Source organism: Dysgonomonas sp. (assembly GCF_035323175.1).
Classification (GTDB): Bacteria; Bacteroidota; Bacteroidia; order Bacteroidales; family Dysgonomonadaceae; genus Dysgonomonas.
This window is the reverse complement of the sequence record NZ_DAOKYH010000006.1, coordinates 186,155-205,411: the sequence shown is the minus strand read 5'-3', so window position 1 is coordinate 205,411 and position 19,257 is coordinate 186,155. Positions and strand designations below refer to the sequence as shown.

16 protein-coding genes are annotated in these 19,257 nt (G+C 39.7%); 13 read left to right on the top strand and 3 right to left on the bottom strand.

Annotation, left to right across the window (positions count from 1 at the left end):
* Positions 1-175 precede the first annotated feature (175 nt).
* The 5 genes from PKC55_RS09725 (at position 176) to PKC55_RS09705 (ending at position 6,822) form a co-directional block, all read left to right on the top strand.
* Positions 176-523 carry a YciI family protein gene (locus PKC55_RS09725; RefSeq protein ID WP_291129116.1) on the top strand — a complete coding sequence of 116 codons (348 nt, stop codon included), beginning with the start codon at positions 176-178 and terminating at the stop codon, positions 521-523.
* Positions 507-1,769, top strand: coding sequence for an RNA polymerase sigma factor (locus PKC55_RS09720; RefSeq protein ID WP_291129114.1), 1,263 nt, complete (start codon positions 507-509; stop codon positions 1,767-1,769). Before PKC55_RS09725 ends, PKC55_RS09720 begins: the two co-directional genes overlap by 17 nt.
* Positions 1,770-2,059: 290 nt before the next feature.
* Positions 2,060-4,006, top strand: coding sequence for a 1-deoxy-D-xylulose-5-phosphate synthase (gene dxs / locus PKC55_RS09715; RefSeq protein ID WP_135106771.1), 1,947 nt, complete (start codon positions 2,060-2,062; stop codon positions 4,004-4,006).
* Positions 4,007-4,012: 6 nt separating this feature from the next.
* Positions 4,013-5,350 carry a Trk system potassium transporter TrkA gene (trkA, locus tag PKC55_RS09710; RefSeq protein WP_283685719.1) on the top strand — a complete coding sequence of 446 codons (1,338 nt, stop codon included), beginning with the start codon at positions 4,013-4,015 and terminating at the stop codon, positions 5,348-5,350.
* A gap of 14 nt (positions 5,351-5,364) precedes the next feature.
* Positions 5,365-6,822: a TrkH family potassium uptake protein gene (locus PKC55_RS09705; RefSeq protein ID WP_291129111.1), complete on the top strand. Its 1,458-nt coding sequence runs from the start codon at positions 5,365-5,367 to the stop codon at positions 6,820-6,822.
* Between the two features lie 3 nt (positions 6,823-6,825).
* Here the strand turns inward: PKC55_RS09705 and PKC55_RS09700 are convergent, their stop codons facing one another.
* Genes PKC55_RS09700 through PKC55_RS09690 form a run of 3 tightly spaced genes read right to left on the bottom strand, consistent with a single transcriptional unit; the run spans position 6,826 to position 9,250 of the window.
* A complete protein-coding gene (locus tag PKC55_RS09700; protein WP_291129108.1) occupies positions 6,826-7,587 on the bottom strand; it encodes an ABC transporter permease in 762 nt (253 codons plus the stop codon).
* A complete protein-coding gene (locus PKC55_RS09695; protein ID WP_291129105.1) occupies positions 7,587-8,306 on the bottom strand; it encodes an ABC transporter ATP-binding protein in 720 nt (239 codons plus the stop codon). The genes PKC55_RS09700 and PKC55_RS09695 overlap by 1 nt, the downstream gene beginning before the upstream one ends.
* Positions 8,307-8,311: 5 nt before the next feature.
* Entirely contained in the window at positions 8,312-9,250 is a 939-nt protein-coding gene (locus PKC55_RS09690; protein WP_291129102.1) for an ABC transporter substrate-binding protein, read from the bottom strand.
* Positions 9,251-9,629: 379 nt separating this feature from the next.
* On the opposite strand from PKC55_RS09690, the gene hisS reads away from it, so the two are divergent.
* From hisS to murD, 8 genes are all read left to right on the top strand, one after another.
* Positions 9,630-10,988 (top strand): histidine--tRNA ligase, encoded by a 1,359-nt coding sequence (gene hisS / locus PKC55_RS09685; protein WP_324372849.1) that lies wholly within the window; start codon positions 9,630-9,632, stop codon positions 10,986-10,988.
* Between the two features lie 243 nt (positions 10,989-11,231).
* Positions 11,232-11,693: a division/cell wall cluster transcriptional repressor MraZ gene (locus PKC55_RS09680; protein WP_291127636.1), complete on the top strand. Its 462-nt coding sequence runs from the start codon at positions 11,232-11,234 to the stop codon at positions 11,691-11,693.
* Positions 11,694-11,695: 2 nt separating this feature from the next.
* The gene (gene rsmH, locus PKC55_RS09675) at positions 11,696-12,607 is read left to right on the top strand and encodes a 16S rRNA (cytosine(1402)-N(4))-methyltransferase RsmH (RefSeq protein ID WP_291127634.1); all 912 of its coding nucleotides are present in this window, start codon (positions 11,696-11,698) and stop codon (positions 12,605-12,607) included.
* A gap of 1 nt (position 12,608) precedes the next feature.
* Positions 12,609-12,938, top strand: a complete 330-nt coding sequence (locus PKC55_RS09670) for an FtsL-like putative cell division protein (protein WP_006841453.1) — start codon at positions 12,609-12,611, stop codon at positions 12,936-12,938.
* A 20-nt stretch (positions 12,939-12,958) separates the two neighbouring features.
* Positions 12,959-15,160 (top strand): PASTA domain-containing penicillin-binding protein, encoded by a 2,202-nt coding sequence (locus PKC55_RS09665; protein ID WP_324372847.1) that lies wholly within the window; start codon positions 12,959-12,961, stop codon positions 15,158-15,160.
* A gap of 16 nt (positions 15,161-15,176) precedes the next feature.
* Positions 15,177-16,628, top strand: a complete 1,452-nt coding sequence (locus tag PKC55_RS09660; RefSeq protein WP_291030790.1) for a UDP-N-acetylmuramoyl-L-alanyl-D-glutamate--2,6-diaminopimelate ligase — start codon at positions 15,177-15,179, stop codon at positions 16,626-16,628.
* Between the two features lie 22 nt (positions 16,629-16,650).
* Positions 16,651-17,913, top strand: coding sequence for a phospho-N-acetylmuramoyl-pentapeptide-transferase (gene mraY, locus PKC55_RS09655; RefSeq protein WP_135106750.1), 1,263 nt, complete (start codon positions 16,651-16,653; stop codon positions 17,911-17,913).
* Positions 17,914-17,919: 6 nt separating this feature from the next.
* Complete coding sequence (gene murD / locus PKC55_RS09650) at positions 17,920-19,257, top strand: UDP-N-acetylmuramoyl-L-alanine--D-glutamate ligase (protein ID WP_291127628.1); 1,338 nt, start codon at positions 17,920-17,922, stop codon at positions 19,255-19,257.

Below are 19,257 nucleotides of genomic sequence, written 5' to 3'. Positions count from 1 at the left end.
ATTTTAAAATTCGGTGCTTTTTTTATTAAAAAACATCCTATATTTACACCTACCGGTAACAATAGATAATAAAAAAAGGGAATCTCAGAAAAAAATCTAAATACTTTGTCCCGAAATTAAAAACCCGATTGTCTTATAAATACATAACAGAATTATTAACTTAGAATAAAAAATAATGAAAGAATTTTTATTACTAATTCGGGAAAATGTAGATTATGGAGATCTGTCCGTAGAAGATATGCAAGCAAACATTCAGGAACACATCAAATGGGTAGAAACGCTAGTCGAAAACGGGAACTTTAAAGATGGAAATCCCCTCGATTCTGCTGGTGTTACCTTGAAAGATGGTATTGCTACAGACGGTCCTTATGTTGAAACCAAAGAGTGTGTGAGCGGCTATTATTTCCTCCTTGCCAACTCTTTAGACGAAGCAAAAGAACTGGCAAAAGGCTGTCCCGATCTGAAACGTGGAGCAACCCTAGAAATCCGTAGAATCATCAACACTGATGAAGAACAACACTGATGAAAATATAAAAACACTTACGAGCCATCTTTTCAGAGAACATTATGGAAAGATGGTTTCCTATTTATCTCAAAAGTATGGCTATCATAAGATTGAGGATATACTAGACGCAGTTCAAGAATCTTTCGAAACAGCTCTAAATACATGGAGGTTTGGAGAAGTTCCCGAGAATCCCTTTGCGTGGCTTTATAGAGTTGCAAACAACAAGTTACTGAATAAAATCCGGCAATCAAACATCGCACAAACACACTTCAATTACCTTGCATCCACAGAAAAAGACTGTGACGAATACTCCGAAAAGGAAGTAGAGGACAGCTTACTTAAATTATTGATTTACTTTTCAAGAGCGTCTTTCTCTGAAAGGAATAAGCTAATTATTTCACTTTATTTCCTTTGTGGATTCAACTATTCGGAAATTGCCAATGCGCTGATCATTAAAACAGAAACCGTCAAGAAAGTTGTTTTAAGGAGTAAAGAAACGATCAAAGAATTTTCAGAGATTTACGATGATTTTCAGATTCAGACCATTGAGGAATTAAGCCATCTGCTTAAGATTATATACCTGCTCTACAATGAAGGATATAAAAGTTCGCAAAGAGCCGGAACCATAAATTTAGACTTGTGCTTTGAAGCCATCAGGTTAGGGAAATTATTACACCAGTATCATCCCGAAAACCCTGAAATCAATTCTCTCCTGGCAGGTATGTTTTTCAACTCCTCAAGATTTCCTGCACGAACCGAGGACGATACGTGGATATCATTGGAGAATCAGAACAGAACACTTTGGAATAATGATTTAATAAAAGAAGGTTTCTATTACTTGGAAACAGCAAAGAAGCACTTGCAAACTTTAGATAAATATTATTTAGAAGCTTTGATTTCATCCATGCATTGCTCTTCCGAATCGTATGAAAAAACAGACTGGAGAACGATTGTTTATCTATATAAACAACTCGAAAAAATGGAACCATATTCGATTTCAGTAAAGCTAAACAGAATTATTGCTGAAAGTAACTTTAAGAGTCTGCACGATCTGCTGCCTGAGCTAATTACTATGGAAAGCATGATGAACGAAGAAACAGAATTTATCTATCTCAGCACCAAGGCTCACTTTTATGCAAAAATGGAGGAATGGAATTTGGCCATTCATAATTATGAATTGTCGCTGAATTGCACCAAAAATAAAACCGATATAAACTTCATCAGCGGAAAAGTAAATCTTATAAAGAAAAAGTTGGAGAATTAATAATGATTCATTTTCTGAGAAAGTCCCAAAATCAAATTTTGATCAAAAAAATCGAAACATTTTAACTTTACATATCCTCCTAATAAATAGTAACAAATACGGACTACATGGTTGTTTACATTCTATTTACAAAGAACATTAATCAATCTCTTTTGTTTATATTATTATAACTAGGTCTAATCCTGTCTTATTTTTAAGAGAATATCTTATTCTAAATAGCTTTTGTTTTATATATTTGCTTGTTTATTACAATAGTAATAAAGATTTTTCTTCATTCCAATAGAATTTTTATGGACGAACAAAACAACAATATATCAGTATTACAGACAATAAACTCTCCCTCTGACCTTAAAAATCTAAGCATCGAGGAGCTTGAGTCTCTATGTACTGAACTTAGAAGTTTTCTTATTGATCAACTAAGCAAAAATCCCGGACATTTTGGCTCCAGTCTGGGTACAGTAGAGCTTACTGTGGCTCTGCATTACATATACAACACACCTTACGACCGCATTGTATGGGATGTGGGTCACCAAGCATATAGCCACAAAATACTGACAGGCAGAAGAGACCTGTTTCATACAAATCGTAAATTTGGTGGTCTTTCAGGGTTTCCAAATCCAAAAGAAAGCGAATACGATGCCTTTATTGCAGGACATGCTTCAAATTCAATTTCGGCAGCACTAGGTATGGCTGTCGCTTCCTCTCTCAAACATGAGAAGAGGCATGTGGTAGCCGTAATAGGTGATGGATCAATGACCGGAGGATTAGCTTATGAAGCTCTCAACAATGCAAGCTCTCAACCAAATGATATCCTTATCATACTCAATGATAATGATATGGCTATAGATGATAATGTTGGGGGTATGCGCGATTATTTGGTAAAAATGACTACCTCGCCCACCTATAACAGGGTAAGGAATGATGTTTATCAAAAGTTCAAGAAAGGAAACCTTATCACCGAACAAGGTAAAAATCTTATCCTTCGTTTCAACAATAGCTTGAAATCACTGTTGACCAAACAACAAAACATGTTTGAAGGCTTTAATATACGATATTTTGGCCCTATCGATGGACACGATTTACCAAACCTAATTCGGATACTACAAAATATAAAGGATATGAAAGGGCCTAAGATTCTACATATCCACACTATTAAAGGAAAAGGATTTAAGCCGGCAGAAGTTTCGGCTACAGTATGGCATGCTCCGGGTAAGTTTGACAAAGAAACCGGAGAACGTATTGTGACAAAGTCTAAAGATCAGCCACAACTCTTTCAGGACGTTTTTGGACATACGCTTGTAGAACTGGCTAAGAAAGATAAACGCGTTGTAGGTATTACACCTGCTATGCCTACCGGATCGTCTATGACCTATATGATGAAAGAATTCCCGGACAGGGCATTCGATGTAGGTATTGCCGAAGCACATGCTGTCACCTATTCGGCCGGATTGGCAAAAGAAGGACTATTACCGTTCTGTAATATCTACTCATCATTTATGCAACGAGCTTACGATCAGGTCATACATGATGTAGCACTTCAAAAACTGCATGTAATTATGTGCCTCGACCGAGCAGGATTGGTAGGAGAAGACGGGCCAACACACCATGGAGCATTCGATCTTGCTTATATGCGCTGTGTCCCGAACCTGACTATCGCCGCTCCTTTCGACGAGCATTATTTGCGCCACTTGATGTATACTGCTGCTTACGGTAACGAAGGCCCATTTGTGATCCGATACCCAAGAGGACAGGGTATACTGAAAGATTGGGAATGCGAAATGCAAAAGCTGGAAATAGGAAAAGGACGCAAGTTGAAAGATGGTAAAGATCTTGCCGTTTTATCAATAGGCGCAATAGGAAATACTGCACGTGAAGCTATCCACATCGTTGAAGACGAAGGCTATTCTATCGCACATTACGACATGATATTCCTTAAACCTTTGGATACTGCAATCTTAAAAGAGGTGGCAGAGAATTTTACCCATGTACTGACGATCGAAAACGGTGTTATCAACGGAGGATTCGGTAGTGCTGTTTTAGAATACTTTGCTGACAATAACTATCTGAACATAAATGTAGTGCGTGCAGGCATACAAGATAAATTTGTAACACACGGTTCGGTTGCTGACCTGAAAAAACTATGTGAGCTTGACATACAAGGATTGGTAAAACGAATGCAGTCTATCTTGCATAAACAAATAAGCCCTAATAATATAGAAGAAAAAATATATAAGTAAGAGTCGATGAGAATTGTAATTGCAGGTGCAGGTGCTGTAGGAACACATTTAGCAAAACTATTATCAGCAGAAAACCAAGACGTTGTACTCATGGACGCTGATAAAGAGAAGCTCAACTTCCTTGGCTCTAATCTTGAAATAATGACGATGACCGGGTCTTGTACTTCCCTAAAAGATTTGATGGAGGTGGATATAAAAGAAGCGGATTTCTTTATTGGTGTCACCCCTGACGAATCTACAAACATAACAGCCTGCTTATTGGCTGCGAATATGGGAGCAAAAAAAACCTTTGCTCGCATCGATAATTACGAATACCTCTTACCCAAGAATAAAGAGTTTTTTGAAAAGCTAGGGATCAACTCTATGGTTTATCCCGAAATGCTTGCGGCAAAAGAAATAGTATCAGCCTTAAAACGTCCGTGGGTACGCCAATGGATAGAACTTTGCGATGGCAATATATTACTCGCCGGAATCAAGATAAGAGAAAACTCGGAGTTGGTAAATAAATACCTCTTCGATTTAAGCAGCAAAGACAAAAAATTCCACATCGTTGCCATTAAACGAAAGAATGTAACTATCATTCCTACAGGAAAGGATATGGTTTTAGCGGGCGACATCGTATTCTTTACTGCAACAAAAGAAAACGTGAACGAACTGCCCGTAATAGCAGGCAAAGCCAGTTTTGAGGTTAAAAACATTATGATAATGGGTGGAAGCCGTATAGCTATCCGTACCTGCCAGTATTTGCCCGACAATACAAACATCAAACTATTAGAATCCGATAAAGAGAAAAGCTACCAACTTTTAGAAAAGCTGCCAAAGAATGTAACCGTGTTTCATAATGACGGCCGTAATGCTGAGTTCCTTTTGCAAGAGGGAATCAAGGATATAGACGCATTTGTGGCTGTAACCGGAAACTCGGAGGCAAACATTCTCGCATGTATGGCTGCCAAACGCTTTGGAGTACGCAAGACTGTAGCCGAAGTTGAAAATATGGACTATATGTCGATGGCTGAGAATCTGGATATCGGCTCTATTATAAATAAGAAACTAATAACAGTAAGCAACATATACAGATTTCTGCTCAGTGCAGACGTATCTAACGTAAAGTCATTAACAATCGCCAATGCAGACGTAGCGGAGATTATAGCTCGGCCAAACTCTTATGTAACCAAGAAGGAGGTAAAAAAGCTAACTCTACCCAAGAATGTTACTTTGGGCGGATTGATACGCAATGGAGAACCGATGATGATCGATGGAGATACTTTGATAGAGCCTTACGATCATGTGGTCGTTTTCTGTTTGGATGACACCCTACGTGATGCCGAGAAAATGTTCCATTAACAGGAAAAAAGTCCATGAGCAATTTTAATTACCGGTTTGTACTAAAAACAATTGGATTTTTGCTTGTCATCGAATCGCTATTCATGATGAGTGCTACCATTGTTTCATTTTACTTACACGAAGCGGCCGGCGATGCAATGCTCATAAGCTCTACAATAACATTCTTTGCAGGAGCTTTAATCCGATTGGTAGGAACCGAAGATTTCCCAAAACCGATCGGAAAACGAGAGAGCTTCTTTATGGTGGCTATTTCGTGGATCGTACTATCTGCATTCGGTATGCTTCCTTATTATCTGAGCAACTCGATACCCAGCGTCAGTAATGCCTATTTCGAAACCATTTCGGGACTAACAGCAACCGGTGCAACCATCCTAAACGACATAGAGAGTATGCCCAAGGGACTTCTCTTCTGGCGGAGTATAACCCAATGGATGGGAGGATTAGGAATCGTATTGTTCGTGGCCACGATTCTACCCATGGGAGGTAATGCATCTGTAATGTACGATGCCGAAGTCACAGGGATAGGCTACGATCGTTTTCGCCCCCGCATATCACAAATAGCCAAACGCCTATGGCTCGTTTATATATTCCTCACAGGAATTCTTATCATACTGCTTTGGATAGGGCCAATGAGCTTATTCGACGCTGTTTGCCATGCTTTTACAACGATATCCACTGCCGGATTTTCGACAAAGCAAGACAGTATCGCCCATTGGAATTCAGCCTATATAGAATATGTCATTACCCTCTTTATGTTCATCGGTGGAATAAACTTTACGCTGATCTACTTCTTTATGAAAGGCAGTGCTAAAAAGTTGTATCAGAATGAAGAATTTAAATGGTATGTATCAATTATCATTCTCTTTGTTGTCATTATTGCCATCGGGCTTTACTGTTCGGGCAAGATAGAAGGAGTAGAAAAAGCCTTCCGCACATCATTGTTTCAGGTAGTATCGATGCTTACCACCACCTGCTTCTCTACTGACAATATAATAAGTTGGGGTTCTTTCTATCAGTTCTTAGTTGTCATCTTTATGGTGTTCGGAGCATGTGCCGGATCTACAGCGGGAGGTATCAAGATAGTGAGGATCATTATCTTGTTCAAGAATTCGATCAATGAGTTTAAACGTCAGGTACACCCCAATGCGATACTCCCTATTCGATTGAATAACCATGTGATTTCGATAGACGTAGTAACCAAGGTCTTGGCTTTTATCTTCTTATACCTTGCCATCCTTATTTTCAGCTGTTTACTTTTGTCCTTATCGGGAATGCAATTCGAGAATGCTCTCGGAGCAGCAGTTTCATGCCTCGGAAACGTGGGTGGCGGATTGGCAGAGATAGGCAATACAGGTAGTTTCTCGGAAGTGCCAACCGAGTCGAAATGGTATCTCAGCTTCCTTATGCTAACAGGACGTTTAGAGCTATTTACTGTACTTTCTTTATTTATGCCTGCATTCTGGAGAAGATAACAATCATATATTCTTCCACTTACACAATATACTATCGAGCAGATCGACGATCAGGAATAAGATAAAACCGATCAGAGAAAGAACAATTATACCAAAATACATTTGGACGTAATCCACACGCATTTGGGAATCGGTAATGTAAAATCCCAATCCTTTATCCGTTCCGAATGTTTCAATAAAGAATAAGGCCGATGTTGCGATACCCAATGCCACACGAAGCGAAGAAAAGACTTCGGGCAAAATAGCAGGCAAGGTAATATGTCTCATTTTTTGTAAGCCCGTTGCCCCAAATGAAATAAGAACATAGTAATTTTCTTTCGATATATTTTTTACAGCATCACGTATCGTTATGATCAACTGAAAAACGACTATCAATATAACAATAACAATCTTTGATGTTTCGCCCAAATCGAATAATACCATGATGATAGGTAAAAGAGCTAATTTAGGAATAGGATAAGAAAAATAAATCATAGGACCCAACAGACTATTCACCCTCTTACTATATCCCATCCATACACCTAATACTAAAGCTATCCCCAAAGATATACCTATGCTATATGCTATCCGTCGCAAGCTGGCGAATGTGTGGTCTAATATCCCGTTTTCGAAAGCTTTGGAGTATCCACCATAAACCTCTGTAGGGAAAGGCAGTGCCTTCAGGCTAAGACCGGCAGCAAGAATATACCATATAACATTAAACAGGATAAAGCCACCTATTATGTAGCCGAAATAATTGCAAATATGTTTTCTACGTTTTGTCATCAGTACCCTATTTTATTGATAATAGATGCCACAAACCTCAACTTTTCCTCTTGGTACTCAGATACGTTGAACAAGGGGTTTTCTACCTGATGAATAATCCTTCCCGGCGATTTACTCATTACAATAATATGCTCACCAATAGATACAGCCTCATGTATATTATGTGTAATAAAAAGAGTGGTTACTTTGTATTTCTCCCACAGGCGCAGAAAAAGCCGTTGCGATGCTTCGGAAGTAAATGTATCTAATGATGAAAACGGTTCGTCCATCAAAAGAATATCGGGCTGAGAAATAAAGGCACGAGCCAGAGCCACACGTTGTTTCTGCCCCCCACTCAATTGCGAAGGATAGCGGTTTTGAATATCATCAATCTCTAACGAGTTGATAATCTCTGAAACTTCTGCCTCTCTTAACACCTTAGTGCTATTGAGCTTATAAGAGAGGAAAATGTTTTCTTTCACAGTCTTCCATTCCAACAAACCATAGTGTTGTGGTACATATCCGATAGATACTTCTCTGGGTGTAAACGCTCTCCCATTAAAAGCAATATGTCCGCTATAATTTCTTATGATCCCGCAAAGCACCTTCAATAAAGTAGACTTGCCGCATCCCGAAGGGCCTATAAGAGAATATATTTCCCCCTTTTTTATAGTCAGGGAGAAATCATTCAAAGCTACAGTATTTCCGTATTTTACCTCCAGGTTTTCGATCGACAGCATCTCTATTATTTAGTCAGTTGATCATTTATAAGATTCTCAACTTTGAAATCAGCTTTAAGCAGATTTTTGCCTCCAAGCCAGCTTATCACTTGTTGTATATCTTTGTCTGCAACAGTTACAGGCTGAGCATCGGTATAAGCAGGTAGAGTGACCTTCTCTGCAACAGGCTCAGGAAACTGAAGCTCTTTTACCAATATATCTTTTATATCTGCTACAGTATGTGAGTTAAGATAAGCCACACCATCATTGTAAGCGGCATACATTTTCTTAATAGCCTCACTCTTCGTGTCTATCACCTTCTGTGAAAAGACAATACCTGTAACAGTATATTTCAGGCTATCCATAGATACAAGCAGCTTGCAACCTTCGCTTGCGGCGATCAGGGCAAACGGATTAGGTAATCCCGTAGCATCTATTTTATTATTCCGCAACATCTCGAAGCGAGTCGGAATTTTATTTATCTCCACTTTCTCTACATCATTAGGAGTAAGGCCTACACTAGCCAAAGCCATATCTACACAGAAATCGATCACTGTGTTTTGAGAAACGGCTATCTTCTTGCCTTTCAGCTCCGACAAGTTCTTTATCCCCGACTGCGCACCGGCTACAATATAAAAAGGTGCTTGACATTTAGAAGTAAGCTTCATATCAAACCCACCCGAAGCTAGCAATGCTGCACTGGTATAATCGGTTACTCCTCCGTCTACAGTTCCGCTCTGAAAAGCCATATCTCGTTCATTGGCAGACATAAATTTTTGAATTTTTACATCTACACCATGTTTTGCAAAATAACCTTCACGCTGAGCTACTGCAAGAGGAAGATAATCCATCGAAGACATTACCCCCACCGTAAGCGTTTGTACCTCTGCACTTTCTTGTTTTTTACCCGAACAAGCACTTAACAATAAACTGATAGATAGAATTGAAAATATAATATGTTTCATAATTTGTATAAATAAAATAATATGTGATTACAAAAATAAGGGAAATAAATCAATAAAATTAGCAGAACGACCACAAAGAAGCAGCACAGACTCTCTCATATATCCAACTCCAAATTATTAAAAGTGACAACCAGCAGTCACAGGAGCGAAGCGTATGTAAAGGTGACAGTTTTCAGCACTTTTTATATTGTCACTTTTCATCATAACCAAACAATGACTAAAAGCCATCATATATAAGACAATTACGTCATTAATAAATAATACGACAATTATCATAACGCTGAAAATTACGCTCTGACATTAAATATCTCATGCCCCTGACCTTTTACTCACAACTTCTTTTTACCTTTGCATCCTGAATATTTTTAATCGATAAGTAATGTCACAACCTTCAATTCCTAAAGGAACAAGAGATTTTTCGCCGGAAGAAATGGCGAAGCGTAACTATATTTTCGACACTATCCGTGAAGTTTTCAAACTCTATGGCTTTCGTCAGATAGAAACTCCGGCAATGGAAAACCTATCAACACTGATGGGAAAATACGGAGAAGAGGGAGATAAGCTTCTATTCAAGATACTCAATTCGGGCGATTACCTGAAAGATTTATCCAATGAAGAATTGTTGGAGAAAAACTCTACCCGCCTTGCAACTAAAATAAGCGAGAAAGGACTTCGTTACGACCTCACTGTGCCATTTGCACGCTATGTTGTAATGCACCGAAACGAAATAACATTCCCTTTCAAACGTTATCAGATACAACCCGTTTGGCGTGCCGACCGACCACAAAAAGGACGTTACCGCGAATTCTTCCAGTGCGATGCTGACATCGTTGGCTCCGATTCCCTTATCAACGAAGTAGAGTTGATTCAAATAGCAGATGAAGTATTCAGCCGTTTCGGCATTCGGGTGAGCATCAAACTCAACAACCGCAAGATACTGTCAGGTATTGCTGAGATTATTGGAGAGGCAGAAAAAATTACAGACATTACTGTTGCTATCGACAAACTCGATAAAATAGGCCTGGAAAAGGTAAACGAAGAACTTGCTTCGAAGGGTATCCCACAAAAAGCGATCGAGCAACTTCAACCTATTATCCTTTTACAAGGGACAAACGAAGAGAAATTGAACACCTTGAAAACAGTTCTCAAAGATTCTGAGACCGGAATACAGGGCGTTAACGAACTTGAATATATACTCAACAAACTAAAAATTGTAGGAATCCGTTGCGAGCTTGAGCTCGACCTTACTCTTGCCAGAGGATTGAATTACTACACGGGTGCTATCATCGAAGTAAAAGCTCTTGATGTGCAAATAGGCAGCATCACCGGAGGAGGACGCTATGATAACCTGACAGGTATTTTCGGATTGTCGGGCGTTTCGGGCGTGGGTATTTCCTTCGGAGCAGACCGCATATTCGATGTATTGAATCAACTCGATTTATACCCAAAAGATTCTATACAGAACACACAGGTTTTGTTTGTCAACTTTGGCGAAAAAGAAGAAGCTCACATATTGCCTCTGATCTTAAAAATGCGTCAGGAAGGAATCTCTACAGAGATATTCCCCGAATCGGCAAAGATGAAAAAGCAAATGTCGTATGCCGATTCCAACAAGATTCCTTATGTAGCTATAGTTGGTGAAAATGAGATAAATGAAAACAAAATCACACTGAAAGATATGACTTCCGGCGAACAGAAATCATTGACCCTCGAAGAATGTATATCCATCCTTAGCTAATTTATTAACAGACATATTAATAAGTCCTGTCTTAGTTATTAACAAGGCAGGACTTATTTGTATATAAATACCTAATAATCAACAAACATATTCTTATCTCCCATTATTAATATTGTGTTTATAACCTGTTCATTTCATGTTGAAAACTTTTTCATACATTTTAAGTGGGGAAAGGTGGGGAAAAGTGTATAAATTTTATATCTTTACGTCGAATATTGTATATTGTTAAAATTCAAAGTATTAATGTTACAGTTTTTGGGAAATATCGAAGCAAAAATAGACGCGAAAGCACGTCTTTTTGTACCTGCTTCTTTTCGTAAGATATTGCAATCTTGCGACCAGAACACATTGATACTCAGAAAAGATCTATTTCAGAACTGCCTCGTTCTCTACCCGCTGGTAGTATGGGAAGAGGAAGTTGCGAAATTACGCTCACGCCTCAACAGGTGGGACATGGAGCAGCAAGCGTTGTTTCGTCAATTTGTTGTTGACGCCGAACGCCTCGAGATGGACACTAACGGACGTATCCTTATACCCAAAAGATACTGTCAGATGGTGGGCATTATTACAGACGTAAGATTCTTAGGAGTAGACAATACAATCGAAATTTGGACAAACGATGCTCTGGATAAAACGCTGATACCTGCCGAGGAATTCAGTGCTCGCATTCAGACATTAATGAATAACAGCTCACAAAACGACTAATCATGGCCGATGCATATCACATACCGGTTTTGCTTCACGAGAGTATTGACGGGATGAATCTTCACCCTGATAGTATTTGCGTCGATGTTACATTTGGCGGTGGCGGACACTCGAGAGAAATACTATCACGTCTCGGAGACAAAGGGCATCTCTATGCCTTCGATCAGGATGAAGATGCGATAAACAACATTGAAGCTAGCAGTAAGTTCACTTTCATCCGCAGCAATTTCCGATATCTTAAAAATTTCATCAAGTATCATAATGTAGACGGTGTAGATGCTATACTGGCTGATTTGGGCGTTTCGTCACATCACTTCGATGCCGAAGACAGAGGATTCTCTTTCCGTTTCGAAGACAGTGACTTGGATATGCGCATGAATCGCAAGGGAGGAAAAACGGCTGCGCAGATACTAAATACATACACAGAGGAAAAGCTGGCAGATGTTTTCTACCTGTATGGTGAACTAAAACAATCGCGGCGGATTGCTTCCGTGATTGTGAAAACAAGAAAAGAAAAACCTTACAAGAAAACAAGTGATTTGCTTGCAACACTCAATTCATTTGTAGGAAGAGGAGAAAAAGAGAAAAAGATACTGGCTCAGGCATTTCAGGCTCTTCGCATAGAAGTAAATGAAGAGATGGAAGTATTGAAGGAGATGTTGGAGCAGGCTCTTGACATACTAAAACCGGGGGGACGGTTGTCAGTCATTACATACCATTCGCTCGAAGACCGTATCGTCAAAAACTTCTTTAAGACAGGAAATTTTGAAGGCAAAGTAGAAAAAGACTTCTTTGGGAACTTCGAAACTCCGTTCAAGCTGATAAACAATAAAGTAATCACTCCATCGAAGGACGAGGAAGAACGCAACCCCCGATCAAGGAGTGCTAAACTAAGAGTTGCTGAAAAAGTTTGATATGACAGTAAAAGATATAAAAAAGAAGATTATGTACATTCTTGGGGGGACTGTTCTCACCGAGGATTTCTTTTGGAAAAACGCACGTTTTATCATCACGGTCTTCGTTATCATTGTGCTGTACATCAGCAATAGGTATAGCTGTATCGAGAAAATGGCGAAAATAGAATCTCTTCAGCGCGAACTAAAAGATGCGAAGTATGAGTCTCTCACCATATCGGCAGAGCTGATGGGTGTAAGCCGCGAATCGAAAGTAGAAGATATGGTTCAGAAAAACGGTGTTGATCTGAAACAAACAAAAGACCCAATATATAAACTGGGAAAGAAATAAATAGCAAGAAAGAATAGAAGATGGCGAAAAAATCTGAAGGAACATCAAAGAATATAGCGATCAGCCGATATGGGTGGATTGCACTTATTATGTCCCTGATATTTATTGCAATTCTAATATGTATATTCAATATAAAGTATGTAGAAGGCCCCATGTGGCGCGAACTAGGCATACAAGAAACCGTAAAAAAAGATAGAGAAATACGCCCCAACAGAGGTAATATTTATGCCGACGACGGACGCCTGCTGGCAACAAGCGAACCCCTCTACGGAGTATATGTCGACTTTATGGCCGATGGCATAAAGAAAGATACATTAATGAAATACGTTACACCTCTGTCACAAGCACTAGCGAAGAAGTTTCCCGACAGAAGTGCAGCCCAGTACAAAAGAGTAATATTAGACGGATGGGACTTGAGCCGTAAAGAGCTCGCCCAAATAGAAAGGAATAGGGAGAGCGGTTCAAACCAAAAAGTAAAGGTTCGCAGCCGCTATGTGCGCATTATTCGCCCCGATATAAACTATATAGACCTGAAAGAAGTTCTCACCTACCCATTTTTTAGTCAGAGAAGCAATAGGAGCGGCTTGTTTACAGAAGAAAAAACAATGCGTTTAAAACCTTTTGGTCGCCTTGCCGGAAGAACTGTAGGATCTATATACAAAGACTTTGACGCAGGAGGAGCCAGTGGCCTGGAACTAAAATACGACTCTGTACTAAAAGGAATTCCGGGTCTGAAAACACGCCAACGTGTACAGGGTCGCTGGATAGACGTTGTATTGAACGAGCCAACCGATGGATGGGATATAAAAACCACTTTGAATGTAGATGTCCAAGACTTAGCAGAGAAAGCTCTCTACAACAAACTGGTAGAGACCAATGCCGAATCCGGATGTGCTATTGTAATGGAAGTGGCTACAGGGGAGATAAAAGCCATAACCAATCTCGACCGCATGTCGCCCGGTGTTTATGCCGAAGGTAATCCAAATGCTTTTTCGTACATGTCCGAGCCGGGGTCTACCTTCAAGACAGTGTCACTGATGATTGCCCTCGAAGACGGAGTAGTTACCCCCGATGAAGAAATCTTTGTCGGCAACGGATTGTTCGAATATAAGGGACGCATCGTAAAAGACCATGACTGGCGTAAAGGACAAGACAAAGGCTATGTAACAGTGGCGAGAGGAATGTACTCTTCGCTGAACGTTGCTATCGCAAAAATGATATTAAAAGGTTATGAGAATAACCCTCAAAAATATGTACAGCGCATCCATGATCTGGGGCTTACAAAAAAAATAGAATGGGATGTTCCACTGCAAGGAAAAGAAGGAACTTCTGTCATTCGCTTCCCCGATGATAAATCAAACCCATGGTCTAAAACAACATTGCCATGGATGTCATTCGGCTATGAGACACAGGTACCACCTATTTACATGCTAATGTTTTATAATGGTATTGCAAATAAAGGGAAGATGATCAAGCCGTTTCTCACCAAAGCCTTCATGAGAGACGGAAAAATAGAAGAAGAATTTGAAACCGAGATTATAAATCCTTCATTATGTTCCGAAAAGACCCTCAAAGAGGTGCAAGATATTCTAAGAGGTGTTGTAACCGATGGTACAGGAAAAACCATTGAATCGGAAATGTTTCCTATCTCAGGAAAAACAGGAACAGCGATGATTGCAGCCAGAGGGGGATACGAAGGGTATTATGTATCATTTTGCGGATACTTCCCATCAGACAATCCCAAATATACTTGCTTTGTAGGTATACGCAGACCACAGGGAATTCCATCGGGAGGACTTATGCCGGGAGCGGTATTCAAAACCATTGCCGAAGGGATATATACTCGAAATACTGTAGCAACCCCTATCCTTGCTCAGAAAGATACAGTAAACTCACTTATACCTATCGTTAAAAGCGGTTCGTTCAAAAATACAGAGATTGTTTTGAAAAAATTAAAACAAGATTACAACTATTCGGGAGATAAAGTAGACTGGGTAAATACAGACTCTTCGATCAATGGTATTCTTCTTCAAAGCAATTCTTCTATCAAGCAAGGATTAGTCCCTAACGTCATAGGAATGGGCGCACGTGATGCCATATATTTATTAGAGATTGAAGGACTGAAAGTAAACCTTATAGGTGCAGGAAAAGTGAAACAGCAATCTATAGCTCCGGGAACAAGAACAACGAAAGGAGCAACCATAACCATAGAATTAAATTAACGAAAAAAATACAGATATGAAGTTGCAGGATTTACTTAAAAACATAGATGTAATAGAAATAAAGGGAGAACAGGATATAAATGTAACCGGAGTTTTTACAGACTCCCGCAAGGCAACTCCCGGATCGGTTTTCATTGCTCTTAAAGGCGTTCAGGTGGATGGTCATCTATATATAAAAAACGCTTTGGAACTAGGGGCTAAAGTTATTCTTCACGAAAGCAAAATAGATACTTCTAATGAAGGCATCACATATATAAAAGTAAAAGACAGTGCCGATGCTGCCGGAAAGATAGCGACACACTGGTATGGCGACCCGTCAAACAATCTGAAACTGGTAGGTGTGACAGGCACAAACGGAAAAACAACAACAGCCACACTACTTTATGAGATGTTCCGCAAGTTGGGATATAAAGTAGGCTTGTTGTCAACCGTAGCCAATTATATAGATGGCAAAGTATATCATGCCACACATACTACCCCCGACCCTATTTCGTTGAACGAAATGCTCAAAAATATGGTAGATGCAGGGTGCGAATATGCCTTTATGGAAGTAAGCTCGCACGCCATTCATCAGAAACGTATAAGTGGTCTAAAATTTGAAGGGGGAATATTTACCAACCTTACACAAGATCATTTGGACTACCATAAAACAATGGGCGAATACTTAAAAGCGAAGAAAGCTTTCTTCGACCAACTACCGGAAACAGCATTCGCTCTTACCAATATCGATGATAAAAACGGATTGGTAATGTTACAAAACACAAAGGCTAAAACAAGTACTTATTCTGTTCATTCTTTAGCCGATTTCAAAGCACGAATCATCGAAAAACACTTCGATGGTACTGCAATAGAAATCAATGGCAAAGAGTTGCAAGTACAGTTTGTGGGAGTATTTAATGTATACAACCTGCTTGCTGTTTACGGGGCAACCATATTGTTAGGACAAAGCTCGGAAGAAGCTCTGCTTGTACTTAGTACTCTGAAACCGGTATCAGGACGCTTCGAGACAATCCGTTCATCTCAAGGCTTTACTGCAATTGTAGACTATGCGCATACGCCCGATGCTCTCACCAATGTATTGGAAGCAATACACGAGGTATTGGAAGGAAACGGCCGTGTAATAACAGTTGTAGGTTGCGGAGGAAACAGGGATAAGACAAAACGTCCGATCATGGCACGCGAAGCTGTGCGTTTGAGCGATCAGGTTATACTTACTTCCGACAACCCTCGCTACGAAGAGCCGCAAGCTATAATCAATGATATGGCAGATGGGCTAAACAGCGAACAATTGAAAAAAGCACTTCTGATTGTAGAACGTGAACAGGCCATAAAAACAGCATGTGCATTAGCTAAAGCAGGAGATGTAATCCTCATTGCAGGAAAAGGGCACGAAGATTATCAAGATGTAAAAGGAGTAAAACATCATTTTGATGATAAAGAAATAGTTAAGAACATTTTTGGAGAATAACTAGAAAAATAAGAAAGACAAGATGCTATATTATTTATTCGATTACTTAGACAAATTAGATTTCCCGGGAGCAGGGATGTTTCGCTATGTCTCATTCAGGGCAGCCATGGCTGTAATATTCTCCTTGCTGATTTCTACGATTATAGGAAGACGGATCATCGACAAATTGCAAAAGCTGCAAATAGGTGAAACAGTCCGTAATCTTGGTCTTGAAGGACAACTAAGTAAAAAAGGAACCCCTACCATGGGCGGTGTTATCATTATTATAGCAATACTAACACCTGTACTACTTTTTGCCCGAATAGACAATGTATATATTATTCTCATGTTGATCACAACAATATGGCTTGGTGCACTGGGCTTTCTGGACGACTATATAAAAGTTTTCAAAAAAGATAAAGAAGGGTTACAAGGTAAATTTAAAATAGTGGCACAGGTCGGACTGGGATTGATAGTGGGTCTGACAATATACCTGAGTCCCGATATAATCATCCGTGAGAATATAGAATACCGTAATCAGGACAATGTAATAGAGCGTGTAAGCTATGTAGCTGAAGGAGTAAAATCCACTCAGACAACAATCCCATTTATGAAAAATAACAACCTCGACTACGAGGATCTTGTTGGCTTTATGGGAGAATATGCCGAACCGGCAGCATGGATACTGTTTGTGTTCATCGTTATTTTTATTGTAACTGCCGTATCCAATGGAGCCAACCTTACCGACGGACTGGATGGGTTAGCAGCCGGAAGCTCGGCCATTATCGGGGTAACACTCGGCATACTCGCGTATGTATCCGGACACATGGAGTTTGCCTCTTACCTTAATATTATGTTTATACCCGGCAGTCAGGAACTCGTAATATTTGCCGCTGCATTTATCGGGGCTACAATTGGATTCCTTTGGTATAACGCCTTCCCGGCACAGGTTTTCATGGGAGATACGGGTAGTCTGACATTAGGGGGAATTATCGGCGTTTTTGCCGTTGTTATTCACAAAGAATTATTACTCCCTATTCTCTGCGGAATATTCTTTGTTGAGAGTATTTCGGTAATGATGCAAGTGGCATTCTTCAAATTCACAAAGAAAAAATACGGAGAAGGCAGACGTGTTTTCAAAATGACTCCTTTGCACCATCATTTTCAGAAAGCAGGAAATTCGGGAATACAAGCCTTGTTTCAAAAACCAATAGGACCTATACCCGAGTCGAAGATTGTAGTGCGTTTTTGGATTATTGGAATTATTCTGGCAGTACTTACATTGGCAACATTAAAAATGCGATAAAAATAAATGATGAACAAGATTATCATATTAGGAGGAGGAGAGAGCGGCGTAGGCTCGGCTATACTGGCACAAGCAAAAGGATTTGATGTTTTTTTGTCTGACAGCGGGCCGTTAAAAGACCAGTACAAAGCCGAACTCGATCAGTATGGCATACCTTACGAGGAGAAAGGACATACCGAAGACCTCATACTGGCTGCAACCGAGATCATCAAAAGCCCGGGCATTCCTAATTATGCACCTCTTGTTCACAAAGCAGCAGAGAAGGGAATTCCTATCCTATCGGAGATGGAATTTGCCAAACGCTACACATCCGCAAAAATGATCTGTATTACAGGCAGTAATGGGAAGACAACCACTACCAGCCTCATCTACCATATACTGAAGTCAGCAGGACTAAATGTAGGTCTTGGAGGAAACATCGGAAGAAGTTTTGCCCGTCAGGTAGCAGAAGATAATTTCGACTATTATGTATTGGAACTAAGTAGTTTCCAGTTGGAAAACATGTACTCGTTTAAGGCAGATATCGCCATTCTTTTAAATATCACCCCCGATCATCTCGACAGATACGATCATGATATGCAAAAGTATGTTGATGCCAAAATGCGTATTGTACAAAACCAGACGGAAGAAGATGCTTTTATATTTTGGGAAGAAGACCCGATTGTAAGCAAAGAAATACAAAAGCTGATATCGAAAGGCAAACAATATACATTTGCCGACCACAAAGTGGGTAATGCTATTGCATACCCTGAAAACAATGAAATAAAAATAGATACTCCTAAATCGATTTTCATTATGAAAGAAGATTTACTAGCACTCGAAGGAACACATAACCTGTATAACTCGCTTGCATCAGGTATCACGGCAAAGTTGCTGGATATAACCGATGAAAACCTGCGCCACTCACTTAGTGATTTTCAGGGAGTAGAACATCGCCTTGAAAAAGTGGCCAAAGTGAGAGGTATACAGTTTATAAACGACTCCAAGGCGACTAATGTTAATTCGTGCTGGTATGCTTTACAAAGCATGAAAACGAAGGTTGTCCTTATTTTAGGAGGAACAGATAAGGGGAATGATTATACAGAGATCGAACAATTGGTTAAAGATAAAGTTCGCGCTTTGGTTTTCCTCGGAGTTGACAACAGTAAGCTGCATAAATTCTTTGATGGTAAAATAGACAATATTGTAGATACCTCATCAATGAAGGATGCAGTAGAAAAATCTTACGCATTGGCTCAAGAAGGAGATACGGTTTTACTATCGCCTTGCTGCGCCAGTTTCGACCTCTTCCAGAATTATGAGGATAGAGGTGATCAGTTTAAAGAATACGTCAGAAAACTGTAA

Coding starts and splice junctions, on each gene's coding strand:
- PKC55_RS09725 (WP_291129116.1), top strand. CDS start 176: ATGAAAGAATTTTTATTACTAATTCGGGAAAATGTAGATTATGGAGAT.
- PKC55_RS09720 (WP_291129114.1), top strand. CDS start 507: ATGAAGAACAACACTGATGAAAATATAAAAACACTTACGAGCCATCTT.
- dxs (WP_135106771.1), top strand. CDS start 2,060: ATGGACGAACAAAACAACAATATATCAGTATTACAGACAATAAACTCT.
- trkA (WP_283685719.1), top strand. CDS start 4,013: ATGAGAATTGTAATTGCAGGTGCAGGTGCTGTAGGAACACATTTAGCA.
- PKC55_RS09705 (WP_291129111.1), top strand. CDS start 5,365: ATGAGCAATTTTAATTACCGGTTTGTACTAAAAACAATTGGATTTTTG.
- PKC55_RS09700 (WP_291129108.1), bottom strand. CDS start 7,587: ATGACAAAACGTAGAAAACATATTTGCAATTATTTCGGCTACATAATA.
- PKC55_RS09695 (WP_291129105.1), bottom strand. CDS start 8,306: ATGCTGTCGATCGAAAACCTGGAGGTAAAATACGGAAATACTGTAGCT.
- PKC55_RS09690 (WP_291129102.1), bottom strand. CDS start 9,250: ATGAAACATATTATATTTTCAATTCTATCTATCAGTTTATTGTTAAGT.
- hisS (WP_324372849.1), top strand. CDS start 9,630: ATGTCACAACCTTCAATTCCTAAAGGAACAAGAGATTTTTCGCCGGAA.
- PKC55_RS09680 (WP_291127636.1), top strand. CDS start 11,232: ATGTTACAGTTTTTGGGAAATATCGAAGCAAAAATAGACGCGAAAGCA.
- rsmH (WP_291127634.1), top strand. CDS start 11,696: ATGGCCGATGCATATCACATACCGGTTTTGCTTCACGAGAGTATTGAC.
- PKC55_RS09670 (WP_006841453.1), top strand. CDS start 12,609: ATGACAGTAAAAGATATAAAAAAGAAGATTATGTACATTCTTGGGGGG.
- PKC55_RS09665 (WP_324372847.1), top strand. CDS start 12,959: ATGGCGAAAAAATCTGAAGGAACATCAAAGAATATAGCGATCAGCCGA.
- PKC55_RS09660 (WP_291030790.1), top strand. CDS start 15,177: ATGAAGTTGCAGGATTTACTTAAAAACATAGATGTAATAGAAATAAAG.
- mraY (WP_135106750.1), top strand. CDS start 16,651: ATGCTATATTATTTATTCGATTACTTAGACAAATTAGATTTCCCGGGA.
- murD (WP_291127628.1), top strand. CDS start 17,920: ATGATGAACAAGATTATCATATTAGGAGGAGGAGAGAGCGGCGTAGGC.